Raw genomic sequence first — 16,945 nt, forward strand, 5'->3', positions numbered from 1 at the left:
TCCCCTATAGGTTTTAATCTATAGGGGATGACATTAACAAATACGTGGTAATGGTTCACTGTGTGGCAAATCCAACAACCTTGAGGTGCCAAAAATCCCGACCAGTTTCACCTGTTTATTGTCTGTCACACTGCCAATAGTAGTGGCATTTTGGCCTAATGGGTGGTTGCGTAATGCGGCTAACACTGCACTTTCCGCTTCGGGTTTTACCACAATCACTAGCTTACCTTCATTGGCAAAATTCAGTGGCTCAAGACCGAGCAATTCACATACGCCTCTAACCGCAGAGGCAACGGGTAAGTCAGCCTCGTTAATTGCCATTCCACAGCCGCTTGCCTGCGCAAACTCATGCAAAATCGCCGTCACACCGCCGCGCGTGGCATCCCGTAATGCACGTACGCCCTCAATATTACGCAGTGGTTCAATTAATGGCGTCAATACCGCACAATCGCTGCTAAGCTGTGCCTCTAAACCAAGCTGCTCGCGCAGGTTTAAAATGGTCGCACCGTGGTCACCTAACGTGCCACTGACAATCACCTTGTCACCCGCTTGAATTTGCTGAGCACCCCACTGAATTTCGCTTGGGATCACACCGATACCTGCCGTGTTGATAAACACTTTGTCCGCAGCACCGCGCTGCACTACTTTGGTGTCCCCTGTAACTATCTGCACCCCAGCCGCTGCGGCCGTGGCTGCCATTGATTCGACGATAGTAGCGAGTTCAGCTAACGGAAAGCCTTCTTCTAAAATAAACCCGCAAGACAGATATTTAGGGACTGCTCCACTGACGGCGACGTCATTCACCGTACCGCAAACCGCTAATTTACCGATATTTCCACCGGGGAAAAAAATCGGGTCAATCACATAGCTGTCGGTGCTGAATGCAAGGCGATCCCCTAACGTGGTGAGTTCCGCCAGCGAAAGTCGCGCTTGGTCTTCACGCTCATTCAATGCTTGATTGGCAAATGCTTTTAAAAAGAGTTGTTCGATTAACTGTTGCATGGCTTGCCCACCACTGCCGTGGGCCATCAATACCACATTGTTCGCATCATGACTCATCTATGCCTCCCGACGATATTGATAATAAGCCGCACAAGCCCCTTCCGACGACACCATTAAGGCACCAAAAGCGGTTTGTGGTGTACAGCGCGTGCCAAATAATGGGCATTCATTGGGTTTACAACGCCCCGTTAATACATCGCCACACCGTGCTAGCGGGTCATCCGCCACTTGGTGTGGTTGTACCTGAAAACGGCGTTCGGCATCAAAGGATTGGTAAGCGGCACTGAGCTGCACTCCCGAGCCTGCAATCTCCCCTAAACCACGCCATTCGCTGGTTTCTTTTAACTCAAACACTTCATCTAACGCCTTGAGTGCTAAGGTGTTGCCTTGGTCAGCGACAATACGCTTATATTGGTTTTCCACCTCGCAACGCCCCTCTGCTATCTGGTTAACTAGCATGGACAAAGACTGCAAAATATCCAACGGTTCGAACCCTGTCACCACCAGCGGTTTATGGAAATCCTCGGTAATAAACTGGTAAGGGTGCGCCCCAATCACCATGCTGACATGCCCCGGTGCTAAAAAGCCATCAATACGCACATCTGGCTGTTCTAATAGGCTTTTTAAGGTTGGGATGATGGTGATGTGCTGGCAAAATACCGTGAAATTGTTCAGCTGGCGGCGTTTAGCTTGTTGCAAGGTAATCGCCGTGCTTGGCATGGTGGTTTCAAAGCCCAAGCCAAAGAAAACAATTTGTTTATCAGGGTGTTGCTCTGCTATCCCGAGGGCATCCAAAGGGGAGTAGACAATCCGCACATCTGCCCCACGGCGTTTGGCATCAAGCAAAGAGCCATTTTTACCCGGGACACGCATCGCATCACCATAGGTACAAAAAATCACATTAGGCTGCTCAGCAATTTCAATGCAGCCGTCAATACGCCCCATCGGTAACACACAAACGGGGCAGCCCGGCCCATGAACAAATTCGATTTCTGGCGGTAAAAGTTGGTCGATACCAAATTTAAAAATCGCATGGGTGTGCCCGCCGCACACCTCCATTAACTGCAATGGGCGCTGCTTAGCCCGTGGAATGTCATTCACACGTTGGCGGATATTCGCCAGTAATACTTTTGCTAAGGCAGGGTCGCGAAACTCATCGACGTACTGCATCTGTTGCTCCCGCATTTAAGCCACTGAAGTCGCCGACCTCATGGTCAAGCTGGCTCATCGCCGCTAAGGCATCTAATGTCGACTGTGCTTCTTCTTCGTTGATGATACTCATGGCAAAGCCCACGTGAACCAGCACCCATTGCCCCAATAATTCGTGGGTTTCCCCCTCACAAATCAGGCCAATGTTAACGTCCCGCTTCACGCCGCAGACATCCACTTGTGCCAGTTGGTGGATATCTTCCCCCACTGCCACGATTTTTCCGGGAATGCCTAAGCACATAGCTGAGTCTCCAGCCATGCGAGCCATGCATCCATGCCATCCCCTTGTGTCGCAGAGACTTTAATCACTTGGATGTTTGGATTGACTTGTTTGGCATTAGCAATGCAGGCGTCCACATCAAAATGCAGGTACGGCAGTAAGTCGATTTTATTGAGCAACATAATGTCTGCCGCGGCAAACATATGCGGGTATTTTAAGGGTTTATCTTCCCCTTCGGTCACGGACAATACAGCCACTTTATGGCGTTCACCTAAATCAAAGCTTGCAGGGCACACTAAGTTCCCCACATTTTCAATAAATAACAAGCTGTTATCATCCAAGCCTAAGCGGGAAACTGCATCGTGGATCATCTGCGCATCTAAGTGGCAGCCTTTCCCTGTGTTCACTTGGATAGCAGGAACCCCCGTTTCACGAATGCGCTGAGCATCGTTGGTGGTTTGTTGATCGCCCTCTACCACCGCACAATTAATTTTGTCGCGCAGGCGTAGCAAGGTTTCCGTTAGTAAGGTGGTTTTCCCAGAACCGGGACTGGAAACCAGGTTTAACGCTAAAATATTCTTTTCTGCAAATGCTTCGCGGTTATGTTCCGCTAAATGATTGTTTTTATCTAAAACGTCCATCTCAATTTGTAGCATGCGCTTTTGGCTGATCCCCGGCGCGTGTGTGCCAGCTTCACCTTGCCCGTAATCCAAGTCATGGTGTTCACCCGCAGGTTTAAAGCTGTTTTCTGCCATGGCGTAAACGTGTTTATGCTTATGTTTGTGTTTCTGTTTTTTGGCTTTGTCGTCAACAGGCGCAGGCTCGTATTGGTGATAGTGGTTATGCACATCCCCTTGGTGGTAATAATGGTGATGAATAATGACGGTTTGGCCTTGGTTTTCATGGTCATGATGGTCATGATCGTGGTGGTGATCGTGTCCATGATGATGGTCATGGGCATTTTCATGATCGTGATGATGATCATGGCCGTGGTGGTGGTCATGGTCGTGATGATGGTCATGGTGATGATGACTGTGCTCATCCCCTTCGATTCTGCGCTCTCCCGATGCGCATCCACATGTACTACACATAAGTTTCACTCCCAACCGCTAAATAGTTAAATTAGATTAATACATAATCAAAATCGCAAGGTTGATGCACCTCAAAGTCACTTTGAAAACTATTCGACCTCTAATTCTTTGATACGCAAGCTATCGCCACTTTCCACTTTTAAATTCAAACTTTGGCATTGTGGACAAACGGATTGGTGGCTATCAATTTCCACCATTTCACTGCAATCCCAGCACCACGCCTGCGCTGGACGGTGCACCATATGCAATTGGCAACCTTGTGCGACAGTGCCGCGACAGGCGATATCAAAACAAAAGCGAAATGCGCTTTCTTCAACGCAGGAAAGCGCACCAATTTCTAACCAAACTGCCGTGACTTTTTTCACGGCATTTTGCTTGGCTTGCTGCCCAATTATTTCGAGTGTGCTTTGGCACAATGAAACTTCATGCATTATGCCTCCTTCAAGTGGCGCGCAAATAACGCGCGGCGCGCTGGGGATTGCGGCACATTTGGGTCACTCACTGGCAGGGACAACAAAATACGGCGGCAATCATCCACAAGGTGAATACCCTGTTCAGGACTTAAGCTTTTATCCAACGGAGACATCAAGGAACAGGCAAAATATTGCGTCAGCCCGTCAAGTTCCCCAACGGTATAGGTCATTTCCCCATAAGGTAAAATCAAGCCCACTTTATCGCCAACAGTACGGCACTCCCAATACTGCTCAGGCCCCGGTAAAATGAGAGCGCTGAGCATCCACGGAGTGATAACCGCACCAACCCATTGATTTTCAAACAAAGCAAACTCACTGGCATAAACTGGCATTGCGGGGTGGAGGAAAGACAAATCGTGCATCGATTGCTCCGCCACCCGTTGGAATGCAGCCTCTACCAGAGTTCGTGGGTTGCTTTGATAACCTTTAATGTCATCAGGCATGTAAACTCTCTTCTTTTGCCGTAATTTCCAAACCTTCACTGCGCAGCACATCAATCACTTTTTGCAACGCAGGCTCTAATGCAGCCTGCCCTGTTGCGGTTAAACCAATGTGCGGCTCTAAAGACTCGGGCACGACACCGACTAAGGTCAAACGCTGCGGAAATTCATCCGTTAAATGCAACGCGGATAACACATCCGATAACCCTAATTGATGAGGTGAAATTTTACGGGTAAACAACGCAGGCACTTCGTCATCACGTAGCACTAATAACGAACCGGGTTGCTGGCTCGATAGCACTACATCCGCAATAATTAAGTGGTCACGATCGGCCATTGGGCCAATTAACTCCATTCCTGCGGTACCGCCATCCAGTACTTCCACACATTCAGGCAGGTGATAACGTTCCTCCAATGCTTCAACAATGCGTACGCCAATCCCTTCGTCGCTCAGCAAAATATTGCCAACGCCTAAGACTAAAATACGCATTACAGCACCTTAACCTTAGTGACTTCCCCACCTTCAGGATCCACAATGTGCACCGCACAAGACATACATGGGTCAAAGGAGTGGATGGTTCTCACCACCTCAAGCGGCTTGGTTGGGTCAGCAACAGGGGTTCCTACCAACGCTTGCTCATAAGGGCCCGGCTCATCATTGAAATTACGTGGGCCAGAGTTCCATGTGGATGGCACAACCGCTTGGTAGTTTTCAATTTTACCGTCTTTGATAACCACCCAGTGTGAAAGCAGGCCACGTGGTACCTCCCCAAAACCAACGCCTTTAATCGTCGCGTTTTCTGGGAAGTTGGGTTTTACAAATGTGGTAAAGTCGCCTTTACCAATGTTATCCACCAACGCTTGCCATTGAATTGACAGTGTTTCATTCAGCACACAGCAACGTACGCTACGACCAATAATGCGGCCTAATGTGGAGTGCAGTTGATCAACACTAATGCTGTTACCTGTCAGTGTTTGATACAGATTCACCACATCATTAAAGTGTTTTTCCGTTGGCTCATGTTTTGCTGCCAGTTTGCACAGTAAGTCCGCTAATGGCCCCACTTCGACAGTTTTATCGTAGAAGGTTGGCGCTTTCACCCATGAATATTTGCCATCATCGTCCCAACCAGTGTAGTCAGGGTTTGTGGTGCCTTCCCACGGTGCTTGTGGCTCATTTTCTTTGTACCACGCGTGTTTGCTACTTTCTTTGATACCGTTGATCAAATACTCGTCCATGTGGCTGGTAATTGGGCGATAGGTACTGAAATCGCTATTTTCGAGGTAGCCACCCGGTAATAAGAAACTGCCATTTTTGCCATCCATCGGCATTTCAGGCATACACATGTAGTGTTTCGCCCCTTGACCAACTTCTAACCATTCTGGGTAGCCCGCGGCAATAACAGCAGCGTCGATTTTATAGACTTGCTCAATAAAATCCCCTAAACGGTCGATAAAGGATTTCACATACATTAAACGCTCAAGGTTAAGAACACCGACTCCATCAAGGTTAATCGGGTTCGCGACACCGCCCACGGCGAGGTTTTGGATGTGCGGAGTTTTACCCCCAAGCAGTGCCACAATGCGGTTTGCATCCCGTTGGCATTCAAGGGCTTGCAAATAGTGCGCGACCGCAATCAGGTTCACTTCAGGCGACAATTTCATCGCTGGGTGACCCCAGTACCCGTTCGCAAAAATCCCTAACTGACCACTCGCAACCAGCTTTTTGATTTTGTCTTGTACGCGGGTAAATTCTTCTGCGCTATTGAGTGGCCATGTAGAAACCCCTTTGAGGATTTCGGCGGCTTTATTTGGGTCTGCATTTAACGCGGAGGTGATATCCACCCAATCAAGCGCCGATAATTGATAAAAATGAACAATATGGTCTTGAATGGTATGCGCCGCTAAAATCATATTACGGATGTACTGTGCGTTAACGGGCACATCAATATTCAACGCGCTTTCAATGGTACGCACAGACACAATGCCGTGAACAGTGGTACAAACCCCACAAATACGCTGCATGATCATCCATGCATCACGTGGGTCTTTCCCTTTGACGATTTCTTCCATACCGCGCCACATGGTGCCTGAAGCCCAAGCCTTGGTGACTTTTCCATCTTCAATTTCACAATCAATGCGTAAGTGACCTTCGATACGAGTGACTGGATCTATTGTTATACGTTGGCTCATGCTTTACCTCGGGCCTCTGAATGGCTCATCTTTGTTTTTTTCAATGCTGGAATAACGGGTAGTAGGCGGATCAGCAAGATGTACGCGCAGACCTCAATTGCCACAAAACCCATTGAAATTAAAAGTTCTTCTGATGTTGGGAAGTAGTCATAACCGCCCCCCGGATTGAACGCGACAAGGGAGTAGCTCATCCGCCACATTGCCGCCCCGATTAACATGCTTAACCCGCTGATGTATAACCAACGCGAATCATTTCTCAGCGATGGGATGCGGAAAATAATTAATGGGATCACCATTAACACGGTTTCTATCCAGAACATCATGGCGTAGAAGTCACCATTGAAGATGTGATGCAGTTTTTCGCGATAAATCAACTCGCCAAATCGGCACACGAGGAACAACACCAAAAGCACTTGCAGGATTTGCGTGAGCCGCACAAACAGTGGCCGCTCATCTGCCCCTTGCCCCTTTAAGGCAGCTTGCAGTAATGAGCCTTCAAAAATGACTATCGAGAACCCCATAATAAACGCGGTCAACAGTGAGAGCAGCGGCAACATTTCATAACTTTGCCAAATTGGATGTACCTTGTATCCCGCTGAAATCATTAACGATCCCATTGAAGATTGGTGCATCATTGGCAGCAATGCGCCTAAAGCGATGATAAAAAACATCACTTTATTCAAGCGTTTTAGCGATACTTTCCAGCCAAAACGTTCACACAAGGCAGGGGCGAATTCTAATGCCATCACACCGATGTAAATCGTCATACACACGGCAGTTTCGAACAGTACAGAGTTGGTATTGAAGAAGCCCGGAATATAGAAATACGGCAAGTTCCAGTAACGCCCCACGTCGATAGTGATGGATAAGCCGCCGAGGGAGTAACCAAATAAACTAGCCAGTAATGCGGGGCGAACCAGCGGGTGATATTCCCCGCGGTTAAACACATACACCGCCCAAGCCAGCGCCCAGCCACCACAGGCAAAACCGGTACCTATCAGCAAGTCAAAGGCAATCCAAATTCCCCACGGGTAACCCCCGTTAAGGTCAGAAACCGACCCTAGGCCGAAAACCAGACGTTTAATAATCAGAATGACGCAAAGCAGCACCAATGGCCCAAAGACCATAATTGGCCAACTGACTAAACGCCCGCCTAACGGCTTTTCTTTATGATGCGTCGTCATTTGAGTCATCTCCTTCGTGTTTGTCATTCTTAGTATTGCGGTACACCAAGAAGCTCAACCCAGCCAGTGCCGCTAACGGCAACACCATGCCTTTGTACAGGGTGTGCTGCACATGCTCAGAGCGCGCACCGGTCGACAGTTGCTCTAATTCAGGCAAACCAAGGTGTTGATATGGCACGCCTGAAAGCACAATGACCTGCGTTCCGCCGCCTTCAAGCTCCCCATATACGTGTTGTTCATACTTCGGCACTTTGATGACATTCGGGTCATTGCTATGCAGGGTTTGGCGTGGGAAACCATATTCATCCCCCGCTTTGAGTGTTAAGCGTTTTTTTGCTTCGGCGAGCAACTCTTCTCTTGTACCGAAAATCACGGCACCGGTTGGGCACACTTCCACGCACCCCGGTAAGCCGCCTTTGTCTAAACGCTCTACGCCTTTTTGATTACATAGTTCGCACTTATGAATCGCACCAAACTTATCATCATAAGCATATTTTGGAATGTTGAACGGGCACGCCACCATGCAGTAACGGCAACCCGTACACACGCTCGCATCGTAATGAACGATGCCCGTTTTCGGGTCTTTTTTCAGTGCTTGAACAGGGCAAACAGACACACAGTTCGGGTCAACGCAGTGCATACACTGCTTTTTGATGTAAGCGTAACCGTCTTTTTCCTGATCTTTATTCACCCCAGTGCCGCTGCTCCAGACCTGAATAATGTTATTGGTGTATGGGGTAAGCTTGTCGTTGTTCGACCATGTTTGCTCCCCCACAGGGTTACGCTCTGGGTGGTTGATATCTTGGCATTTTGTCACGCAGGCTTGGCACCCAACACACAACGTTGAGTCATACAGCATGCCAAGGGAGTTCGGAATTGGCGGTCGGTTTTCCGCTCCCGCCAAGCTCGGTGAGCTGCTCGCAAGGAGCGCTCCCCCAGCGGAGAGTTTAAGGAAATTTCGTCTATTCACGGTTATTCTCCCCGTGAGTCAGTGTCTTGCTGGCGTTTTTGGCGACCTAATTCACGTACCGCCATCACACTCACCCCAGCCACTAACCCCACAACACCACCGATTAACCCAACGGCGGTTGATGAAATTTGGCCTCCTTCACGGTTATTTAAATCAGGTTTGTCTGCGCGTGGTGTTGGGTTTTCCACGCTGGCAAGTTGGTGAATCGCTTTGTGGAAGCCGACATTTTCTTCATTACAGCCATAACATGGGTGACCTATCGCCACAGGCCATACACCACCAACATCGCAGAACTGCAATGTTGAACAGTTACCGTAAGTTTCAGGGCCTTTACAGCCTAGGTGATATAAACACCAACCTTCACGGTGACCATCATCGCCAAACTCTTTAGCAAAACGCCCTGCATCAAAGTGTGGGCGGCGCTCACAGTGCTCGTGAATTAATCGGCCATAGGCAAACATTGGACGGTTTTTACTGTCCAGTGCGGGTGGGCGATTAAAGGTAATTAAGTGGGCAACTGTCGCAAGGAAGTTATGTGGGTTTGGTGGGCAACCCGGGATGTTGATCACCGGTTTATCTTTGATGACTTGGTTTAAGCCAACCGCGCCCGTTGGGTTATCACCCGCCGCCGCAACACCGCCCCAAGAGGCACAGGAACCAATTGCAATCACGGCAGCAGCGTGTTCAGCCACTTCGCGGATATGCTCAACAATCGGCTTCCCTGCAACCATGCAGTAAATACCGTTATCTTTCAGTGGGATAGAACCATCGACGACAAGAACATATTTTCCTTTATATTTCTCCATCGCATTGTGCTTATTCTGTTCAACTTGCTCACCAAAAGCGGCAGATAACACCTCATGGTATTCCAGTGAAATTGTATCCAGAATTAAGTTTTCGAGAGTTGGGTGAGTTGAACACAGCAAGGACTCAGTACAACCCGTACACTCTTGGGCGCCAATCCAGATGACAGGCGGACGAGCTGGGTCGCTAATAGATTCAGCAATTTGGGCCGCTGCTTTCCCGCTTAGCCCCATCGTTGCTGCCAACGCTGTACATAACTTCATAAAATCACGGCGGTTAATACCGTGAGGAGAATTAATAGAGTTATCTCCTATCATTCTTTTTTCCTATTATTATGGGTGGCTTAGAACCTATTCATTAAACAAATTTTGTTGAGTATCCTTGCGTTAGAGATGCCACAAAACCCGACGTATTGAATACACTTACGCCTTACGCTTGTATCATTCGATGCAATTCAAATTGATAACAAAACTGAGCTTAATGAAATAAATTCTTATTTAAGTAACCTGGTGCATATATATAAAATAAGATCCTATTCCTCCCGATTTTTCATCACTTGATCTTCATCAAGAGGAAATAAGAAAGTTTATCTTTTTTATATATTTGTTAGAAAAATCGATTCAGTCGATAAAGAAGAAAAGTGTTCAATTAAATAAAACAAATCAATTTATTATTCAATAATGCGCTATATATCACATTAATTTAAATACAAATTTCATTATTTATCATGATGATATGAAAAAACATTATTTGTTTATAATTTAATTAAGCGAAATTAGAGTATTATTAATGACCAATTAGTTAATATAGAATTAAATTATCTAAATAAGAATCAATATCAAAAAAAGAATATTTAATAAAACATTCAATATACAAAATTCCACGTAAGATACATTCAAAATCATATTCAAAATGAGTAAGTCGCTAACCCTTTAATTTTGCTGAGGCTATCGCGACCTGCCCTAATGCCAATCCGCCATCCCCCATTGGGAACTGCCTTGCCGTTAATACCTCAAATTCATTTAAATTATTAATTAATAAATTTCGTAATAATTTATTGTGCATAACACCTCCTGATAACACGATTTGCTTAACCGCGTATCGCTGAGCAGATATTCTAGCGAGCTGCGCAAACCCATTTGCTAATGCGACATGAAACGCATGGGCACGTTGCGCTTTAGGCGCTTGATAAGCACACCATTCACGCCAAAATGTCGCTAAGTCAAGGTGTTGACCAACTAATGGCATCGTCACAGGGTGTGTCAGAACTTCAGAGCGCATCGCCAACGCTTCAAGTTGGCACGCCGCTTCCCCTTCCCAACTGGTTTGCGCCGTACAAATACCAAGGGCGGCGGCGATAGCATCAAATAATCGCCCTGTGGAAGACGCTACTGGGCAGTTGAGCCCCCTTTCGATAGCCTTTTCGAGCCCCTGCCAAGGAAATTCGAGGAGTTGAGCTGCATCTGACTGCTGTTGCCACTTAGGAACAAACTGCGACCAATGAGCCAATAAGTTACGCCAAGGCTGCCTTGCCGCCATTTCACCGCCGGGCAAAGCAACTGCGGGCAATCCACCTAAATATTGGCTAGATGCATAATCTACCAATAAGCATTCTCCGCCCCAGAGACGTCGGTCATCACCATAACCTAACCCATCAAGGGCTAATCCAATGACTTTGCCTGTATTTTTCGGCAAGCCATACTCCACCATAACGGCCGCGATATGGGCATGATGGTGCTGAACTTGCACAAATGGAATGTCCAACTGCGCAGATAACTGCTGAGCAAAGCGATGACTAACATAGCTAGGGTGCATATCTCCAGCCAATGCAGTTGGGGTAAAACGGTAAATAGACTCAAACAAATCAATCGCACTTTGGTATTGTTCAAAAATATCTAAGTCGTCCAAGTCCCCAAGGTGCTGGCTTAATACCGCGCTTTTATCACGTAATAAGCAAAACGTATTTTTCAAGTCAGCCCCTAACCCTAATATCGCGGGTGAATTTTCAAAACCTTCAGGTAAATCGACAGAATCAGGTACATACCCGCGGGCACGGCGTAACATTTCCGCCTCACCTTGGTGATAACGAACTAAAGAATCATCAGCGCGTTGTACGATATCGCGGTTATGAGTCAGGTAAAAATCGGCGATATTGGCCAAGTCATTGAACGCACTTTGCTCCGTGAGCACAGGGGGCTTCCCTGATGCATTCCCTGAGGTCATGATTAACGGCCTTTTTACTTCTGCCATTAATAAATGCTGTAACGGGTTTGAAGGCAGCATCACCCCTAACTCCGTTAAATGGGGAGCAACAAAATGGCTTAACCCACTGTTTTTCCATTGCTTAATTAAAACGATTGGCGCAGCAGGGCTTTTTAACAACGAGGCTAGCCCATCACTCACACTCACCCCTTGGTTTTTTAACCAATCTAAAGACGGGATCATCACCGCGAATGGTTTTGTTGGGCGATGTTTACGCATGCGCAGTGCTTGTACTGCATGGTCATCCGTTGCATCACAAGCAAGGTGAAAGCCACCTAACCCTTTGATAGCAATAATTTTACCTGCGAGTAAATATTGCGATGCCGATATTAGCGCCTGTTCCTTTTCCGCCACCGTCTGCCCGAAAGCATCACTCAGCTTAATTTCAGGCCCACACACCGCACATGCATTGGGCTGCGCATGAAAACGCCTATCCGCGGGGGATTGATATTCCGCCAAACATTCAGGACATAACGGGAAATCGGCCATCGCCGTATTTGGGCGATCATAGGGCATGTGGCGAATAATCGTAAAGCGCGGCCCGCAATGAGTACAATTGGCAAATGGATAATGAAAGCGGCGATTTGCAGGGTCAAAAATCTCTTGCTGACAAGCCTCACAAGTTGCTGCATCAGGGATCACTTGCGTATCCATCTTCCCTTCGCCACTGCGGCGAATGGTAAATTCATCGGGTAAAACATCCCATTGAAAGGGTTGTGATTGAATACTCTCAATATGCGCTAAAGGAGGGCAATGCTGTTGTAATAATTGGCTAAATTCAGTGATATCGGCATCTGCAAGAAGGCGGATCAACACCCCTTCGCCATCATTGCAGACATCCCCGTGCAGTTGCTGTTGATGCGCCAACTGCCAAACATAGGGACGAAAGCCAACCCCTTGTACTTTGCCTTTAACCCGAAGCTGTATTCCGTTGCTCACTTGCACACCCTCTTATTTCAATGGAAGGTATTTTCCCGCTAACAACCTTAAAAAACTTCACCTGAGATCAAAAAAAGGTGGGATATACATAAGAAAATATGCGGAATTAAATCACCAAATTCGCTTATTAATTATATTTTCAATAAAGACAATTAATAAAACTTAATAAAACCACACTGCTTAGTTTTTAAATCTAATTTAAATTGCATTATTAAATAAATTCTCTTCCTTAATTAAACAATAAAGACAGTTTATATAAACGCAGAGTTCAAAAATAACTTAACCCACTGTTATTAATAAATTAAATTAAAAATATCCATGCTTAATCCTAAAGGACGATAGTCACGATACGCAAACAAAAGTAAGCTCATTCATATGTTAACAATCTAGCAACATATCGATTTTGATAACAATTATTCAATACCAATATAAATTTATTTATAATAAAAAGAGGTGCTATTTTGAAAATCAAACCACTGTTAATCTCCCTATCCCTTACAGCCGCATTATTTGGTTCAAGTTCTTTCGCAAATGCGGATGAAATCATTACCCTTGGCACAAAAGGTGGGCCATCCATATTAAATGAAGCGCGCTTGCCGCAATCCACGGCTTTTATTAAAGGGGATAAAACCTATCTTTTTGACGCAGGATACGGCGCAACTTTACGGTTAGTGCAATCCAAAGCTCCACTTAAAAATATTGACTCCATCTTTATTACTCACCTGCACAGTGACCATGTTGCCGATTACCCAGCGTTATTACTAAATGCATGGAACAGCGGGCTCAACCACAATGTGACGGTCTATGGCCCTGTGGGCACGGAAAGCATGACCAAAGGCGTTTGGGACACCTTTAAGCGCGATATTGATTTACGTATTAAAGATGAAGGCAAGCCTGATTTACGTAATATGGTCACCGCCAAAGATATTTCTGAGGGGGTCGTGATGGATAAAGACGGCGTCAAAATCAGCGCGTTGTTTGTGCCACATCCCCCTTTTAACTCCGATGAAGCTCTTGCCTATAAAATTCAATCAGAGGGTAAAACCGTCGTTATCACGGGTGATATGATTGATAATAAACAAATTATTGAATTCGCTAAAGATGCTGACCTTTTAGTTAGTGAAGTCGTGCTGGTTTCTGGTGTTGAGAAATTAGCCAACCGAATTGGCAATGGTTCAACTCTCGCAAAAGCGATTATCTCCCACCACACCACCGCAGAAGATGTCGGTAAAATTGCCAAAGAAGCCAATGTAAAACACTTGGTGCTCACCCACCTCGTTCCCGCTGATGATCCATCGATTACTGATGAAGTTTGGATAGAGGAAGTCAGAAAACAATACGCAGGCCCAGTTACCGTAAGTAAAGACTTACAACGGTTTGAATTAAAATAATCTAAACAACAAAATAGCCACAAACTATTTTGTGGCTATGATTGGCTCAAAGTAATTTACGCCAGATCCACTGTTCACTTCTTAACCTCAGTTTCTTATATGAAACTAAACTACGCCATAAGCTCGACACACCCCACACTTTGAAACGAATATTTTACATATAGTCAACATTCGATTGACTATTAATCACCCCTACATTTAATCTGGTTTTAAATAATAAACAATGTTTCTTATATGAAACAAAATGTTACTGCGTATTAAGAGGAGAAAATAATGAGCTGGATTGCGGTGTGCGATGTTTCACAAGTTCAAGAAGAATTTCCCTTTTCCGCCAAAGTGAATGACAACGAAATCGGCATTTTTTTAGTTGAAGACCAATATTACGCTTTGGAAGATGTTTGTCCTCATGCTTATGCCCTACTCAGTCAAGGGTTTGTGGAAGATGGCAAGGTCGAGTGCCCTCTACACGAAGCCATTTTTGATATCAAAACAGGCAAATGCTTACGGGAACCTGGTGGTCGAGATTTAAAAACCTACCAAACTCGAATTCATGAAAACCAAATCGAAATTAGTTTAATTGAGGAGTAGCCATGGAACCGATTCAAAATATTAACCCTTACCTACCCGCAAATAATCAGATTATCCCTGCTCGAGAAGGCGGAAAAGGGAGCATCCAAGCGCCGGGGAGCGCCCCTAATATTGTCTGGCAAACACGTTCACGCCTTCCCGACGAATATGAAACAGCGCTGATTGGTGCATTAGAAAACTTATTTGCCGCGGGTACTGACACCCTCGAAGCCCTTGTTGAAGCCCTAAATCAACAACTCTTATTTGACCGACAAGGTCATACATGGACACCAAGTAGTTTTCGCGAATTTTTGCTCGTTAATGGGTATTAATGCTTTGTAACTTATACAAAAAATAAAAATAACCTTTGATAATCGGAAGCAAATTATGACAACGAATACACAACCTCAAAACTATCAAGCGTATTTAGATGTGGGGCTACGAGGACAATGGTACCCCGTATTATCAAGCTGGGAAGTGAGCAGCAACCCCATCGGTATCACTCGCCTTGAAGAGCAAATTGTCTTATGGCGCGATGATAAAGGCCAAATTCATGCCTTAGAAGACAGATGCCCTCACCGCGGCGCACGTTTATCCATGGGCTGGAATCTTGGTGAACGTATTGCTTGCTGGTACCACGGCGTTGAAGTGGGCGGAGATGGTATTGTCAAGGACGTTCCAGCGGTTAGCCAATGCCCTCTTGAAGGCCAAAAATGCTTAAAAACCTACCCAGTTCAAGAAGTTCACGGTGCTATTTTTCTCTATTTTGCGGTGATTGAAGGGGAAACACCACCAGCACTTGAATTCCCTGAAGAATTAGCCGATGGCGAAAACCATAGCCACTTCCTCTGCACTGCATCGTGGAAATGCAACTATCAGTATGCCCTTGAAAACGTGATGGATCCAATGCATGGCACCTATTTGCACTCTTCTTCACACTCCATGGCTGAAGGGGATAAACAGTCTGAGATGATCCTTGAAGCGACTCAAACGGGGTTTATTTTCCGTAAGAATGATCAAATTGGTGTTAACTTCGACTGGGTAGAATTTGCCAGTACAGGCGCAAACTGGTTGCGTTTATCCATCCCATATCAAAAACGTTTTGGACCGGGCGGCCACTTTTGGATCATTGGCATGGTCGTTCCAGAAGATAAAGATCACTGCCGCGTATTCTTCTGGCGAATTCGTAAAGTCAAAGATTGGCAACGCGATCTCTGGCGCTTTATGTACCGTAACCGCTTAGAAGGGCTGCACTGGGATGTGTTAGAGCAAGACCGCATTATTTTAGAAAACCTCGCACCAAATGCGCGTAACCACGAGTTTCTCTACCAACACGATGTCGGTTTATCGCGTCTTCGCCGCATTATGCAGCGTGAAGCCAAAAAACAGTTTGAACTGATTTACGGTAAGGAAACTGAAAATGCATAACCTATTGGCGGGAAAACGTATTGTGGTCACTGGCGCAGCAAGAGGGCTCGGTTTTAGCTTTGCCCAAGCCGTCGCAGAACAAGGCGCTAAAGTCATTCTGTGTGACATTCTTGAAGAACGTTTGCAAGAAAGCACCGAAATATTACGCCGCCAAGGGTTTGATGCACAAAGTTACTGTGTCGATCTTGCTGATCCCGCTTCTATTCACCAAGCCTTTGAGCATATCGCTAAGCAAGGTGCCATTGATGGGTTGATCAACAATGCGGCTCTCGCAACGGGTGTGGGTGGCAAAACATTGGATGAATACGATCTTGAGCTTTGGGATCGCGTTATGACCGTGAATGTCAAAGGAACTTGGTTGGTCACAAAAGCGGCATTGCCACTATTAAAGCAAAGCCAACAGGGAAAAATCGTCAATGTTGCGTCTGATACCGCCCTTTGGGGGGCGCCAAGGTTAATGGCTTATGTTGCCAGTAAAGGGGCGATTATCAGTATGACTCGCTCGATGGCGCGAGAGTTAGGCCAGCACCGCATTTGCGTTAATGCAATTGCACCGGGGCTAACCAAGGTTGAAGCCACTGAATATGTCCCTGAAGAACGCCACCAGCTTTATGAAAATGGGCGAGCCTTACAAGGGGAGCAACTACCTGAAGATGTCACTGGCACCGCACTGTATTTGCTTTCTGATATGGCAAATTTTGTGACAGGGCAGCTTATACCCGTCAACGGCGGCTTTGTTTTTAACTAATTGATGACCGCGTTGGCGGCGAGG

At 46.2% G+C, this 16,945-nt stretch carries 17 protein-coding genes; 5 read left to right on the forward strand and 12 right to left on the reverse strand.

Translation table 11 applies throughout. The annotated features are described in order from the left end of the window. Window positions 1-33: 33 nt before the first annotated feature. From hypE to hypF, 12 genes are all read right to left on the reverse strand, one after another. Window positions 34-1,059: a hydrogenase expression/formation protein HypE gene (hypE, locus tag AC4IFO_RS08005; protein ID WP_275075750.1), complete on the reverse strand. Its 1,026-nt coding sequence runs from the start codon at window positions 1,057-1,059 to the stop codon at window positions 34-36. Then, a complete protein-coding gene (gene hypD / locus AC4IFO_RS08010) occupies window positions 1,060-2,172 on the reverse strand; it encodes a hydrogenase formation protein HypD (RefSeq protein WP_490733338.1) in 1,113 nt (370 codons plus the stop codon). Then, window positions 2,156-2,452 carry a hydrogenase maturation factor HybG gene (gene hybG / locus AC4IFO_RS08015; RefSeq protein ID WP_219249507.1) on the reverse strand — a complete coding sequence of 99 codons (297 nt, stop codon included), beginning with the start codon at window positions 2,450-2,452 and terminating at the stop codon, window positions 2,156-2,158. The genes hypD and hybG overlap by 17 nt, the downstream gene beginning before the upstream one ends. Continuing rightward, window positions 2,443-3,522, reverse strand: a complete 1,080-nt coding sequence (hypB, locus tag AC4IFO_RS08020) for a hydrogenase nickel incorporation protein HypB (RefSeq protein ID WP_490733340.1) — start codon at window positions 3,520-3,522, stop codon at window positions 2,443-2,445. Before hypB ends, hybG begins: the two co-directional genes overlap by 10 nt. An 89-nt stretch (window positions 3,523-3,611) precedes the next feature. Further along, window positions 3,612-3,953, reverse strand: coding sequence for a hydrogenase maturation nickel metallochaperone HypA (gene hypA / locus AC4IFO_RS08025; protein ID WP_490733342.1), 342 nt, complete (start codon window positions 3,951-3,953; stop codon window positions 3,612-3,614). Then, the gene (hybE, locus tag AC4IFO_RS08030; RefSeq protein WP_490733344.1) at window positions 3,953-4,438 is read right to left on the reverse strand and encodes a hydrogenase-2 assembly chaperone; all 486 of its coding nucleotides are present in this window, start codon (window positions 4,436-4,438) and stop codon (window positions 3,953-3,955) included. Before hybE ends, hypA begins: the two co-directional genes overlap by 1 nt. Further along, window positions 4,431-4,925 (reverse strand): HyaD/HybD family hydrogenase maturation endopeptidase, encoded by a 495-nt coding sequence (locus AC4IFO_RS08035; RefSeq protein WP_219244494.1) that lies wholly within the window; start codon window positions 4,923-4,925, stop codon window positions 4,431-4,433. The genes hybE and AC4IFO_RS08035 overlap by 8 nt, the downstream gene beginning before the upstream one ends. Continuing rightward, the gene (hybC, locus tag AC4IFO_RS08040) at window positions 4,925-6,628 is read right to left on the reverse strand and encodes a hydrogenase 2 large subunit (RefSeq protein WP_219244495.1); all 1,704 of its coding nucleotides are present in this window, start codon (window positions 6,626-6,628) and stop codon (window positions 4,925-4,927) included. The genes AC4IFO_RS08035 and hybC overlap by 1 nt, the downstream gene beginning before the upstream one ends. Further along, a complete protein-coding gene (gene hybB, locus AC4IFO_RS08045) occupies window positions 6,625-7,812 on the reverse strand; it encodes a Ni/Fe-hydrogenase cytochrome b subunit (RefSeq protein ID WP_219244496.1) in 1,188 nt (395 codons plus the stop codon). The genes hybC and hybB overlap by 4 nt, the downstream gene beginning before the upstream one ends. Continuing rightward, window positions 7,796-8,782, reverse strand: a complete 987-nt coding sequence (gene hybA / locus AC4IFO_RS08050) for a hydrogenase 2 operon protein HybA (protein ID WP_490733347.1) — start codon at window positions 8,780-8,782, stop codon at window positions 7,796-7,798. Before hybA ends, hybB begins: the two co-directional genes overlap by 17 nt. Window positions 8,783-8,784: 2 nt before the next feature. Next, entirely contained in the window at window positions 8,785-9,903 is a 1,119-nt protein-coding gene (gene hybO / locus AC4IFO_RS08055; RefSeq protein ID WP_219244498.1) for a hydrogenase 2 small subunit, read from the reverse strand. Window positions 9,904-10,510: 607 nt separating this feature from the next. Continuing rightward, window positions 10,511-12,787, reverse strand: a complete 2,277-nt coding sequence (gene hypF, locus AC4IFO_RS08060; RefSeq protein ID WP_490733350.1) for a carbamoyltransferase HypF — start codon at window positions 12,785-12,787, stop codon at window positions 10,511-10,513. 461 nt (window positions 12,788-13,248) lie between these two features. On the opposite strand from hypF, the gene AC4IFO_RS08065 reads away from it, so the two are divergent. From AC4IFO_RS08065 to AC4IFO_RS08085, 5 genes are all read left to right on the forward strand, one after another. Then, a complete protein-coding gene (locus AC4IFO_RS08065; protein ID WP_490733352.1) occupies window positions 13,249-14,178 on the forward strand; it encodes an MBL fold metallo-hydrolase in 930 nt (309 codons plus the stop codon). 273 nt (window positions 14,179-14,451) lie between these two features. Then, window positions 14,452-14,766: a Rieske (2Fe-2S) protein gene (locus tag AC4IFO_RS08070; protein WP_225818478.1), complete on the forward strand. Its 315-nt coding sequence runs from the start codon at window positions 14,452-14,454 to the stop codon at window positions 14,764-14,766. A gap of 2 nt (window positions 14,767-14,768) precedes the next feature. Further along, complete coding sequence (locus tag AC4IFO_RS08075; RefSeq protein WP_219244508.1) at window positions 14,769-15,077, forward strand: recombinase-like helix-turn-helix domain-containing protein; 309 nt, start codon at window positions 14,769-14,771, stop codon at window positions 15,075-15,077. 55 nt (window positions 15,078-15,132) lie between these two features. Next, a complete protein-coding gene (locus tag AC4IFO_RS08080; protein WP_353243750.1) occupies window positions 15,133-16,173 on the forward strand; it encodes an aromatic ring-hydroxylating oxygenase subunit alpha in 1,041 nt (346 codons plus the stop codon). Beyond that, entirely contained in the window at window positions 16,166-16,921 is a 756-nt protein-coding gene (locus AC4IFO_RS08085; RefSeq protein WP_490733354.1) for an SDR family oxidoreductase, read from the forward strand. The genes AC4IFO_RS08080 and AC4IFO_RS08085 overlap by 8 nt, the downstream gene beginning before the upstream one ends. Window positions 16,922-16,945: the final 24 nt, after the last annotated feature.

The organism is Providencia sp. UF-224 (assembly GCF_058245955.1).

Bases quoted from the DNA above. Each gene is read 5' to 3' on its own strand.
- hybE (WP_490733344.1), bottom strand. From the start codon at position 4,438: ATGCCTGATGACATTAAAGGTTATCAAAGCAACCCACGAACTCTGGTA.
- hypD (WP_490733338.1), bottom strand. From the start codon at position 2,172: ATGCAGTACGTCGATGAGTTTCGCGACCCTGCCTTAGCAAAAGTATTA.
- hypA (WP_490733342.1), bottom strand. From the start codon at position 3,953: ATGCATGAAGTTTCATTGTGCCAAAGCACACTCGAAATAATTGGGCAG.
- hybC (WP_219244495.1), bottom strand. From the start codon at position 6,628: ATGAGCCAACGTATAACAATAGATCCAGTCACTCGTATCGAAGGTCAC.
- hypB (WP_490733340.1), bottom strand. From the start codon at position 3,522: ATGTGTAGTACATGTGGATGCGCATCGGGAGAGCGCAGAATCGAAGGG.
- hybO (WP_219244498.1), bottom strand. From the start codon at position 9,903: ATGATAGGAGATAACTCTATTAATTCTCCTCACGGTATTAACCGCCGT.
- hybB (WP_219244496.1), bottom strand. From the start codon at position 7,812: ATGACGACGCATCATAAAGAAAAGCCGTTAGGCGGGCGTTTAGTCAGT.
- AC4IFO_RS08085 (WP_490733354.1), top strand. From the start codon at position 16,166: ATGCATAACCTATTGGCGGGAAAACGTATTGTGGTCACTGGCGCAGCA.
- AC4IFO_RS08035 (WP_219244494.1), bottom strand. From the start codon at position 4,925: ATGCGTATTTTAGTCTTAGGCGTTGGCAATATTTTGCTGAGCGACGAA.
- AC4IFO_RS08075 (WP_219244508.1), top strand. From the start codon at position 14,769: ATGGAACCGATTCAAAATATTAACCCTTACCTACCCGCAAATAATCAG.
- hypE (WP_275075750.1), bottom strand. From the start codon at position 1,059: ATGAGTCATGATGCGAACAATGTGGTATTGATGGCCCACGGCAGTGGT.
- AC4IFO_RS08080 (WP_353243750.1), top strand. From the start codon at position 15,133: ATGACAACGAATACACAACCTCAAAACTATCAAGCGTATTTAGATGTG.
- AC4IFO_RS08070 (WP_225818478.1), top strand. From the start codon at position 14,452: ATGAGCTGGATTGCGGTGTGCGATGTTTCACAAGTTCAAGAAGAATTT.
- hybG (WP_219249507.1), bottom strand. From the start codon at position 2,452: ATGTGCTTAGGCATTCCCGGAAAAATCGTGGCAGTGGGGGAAGATATC.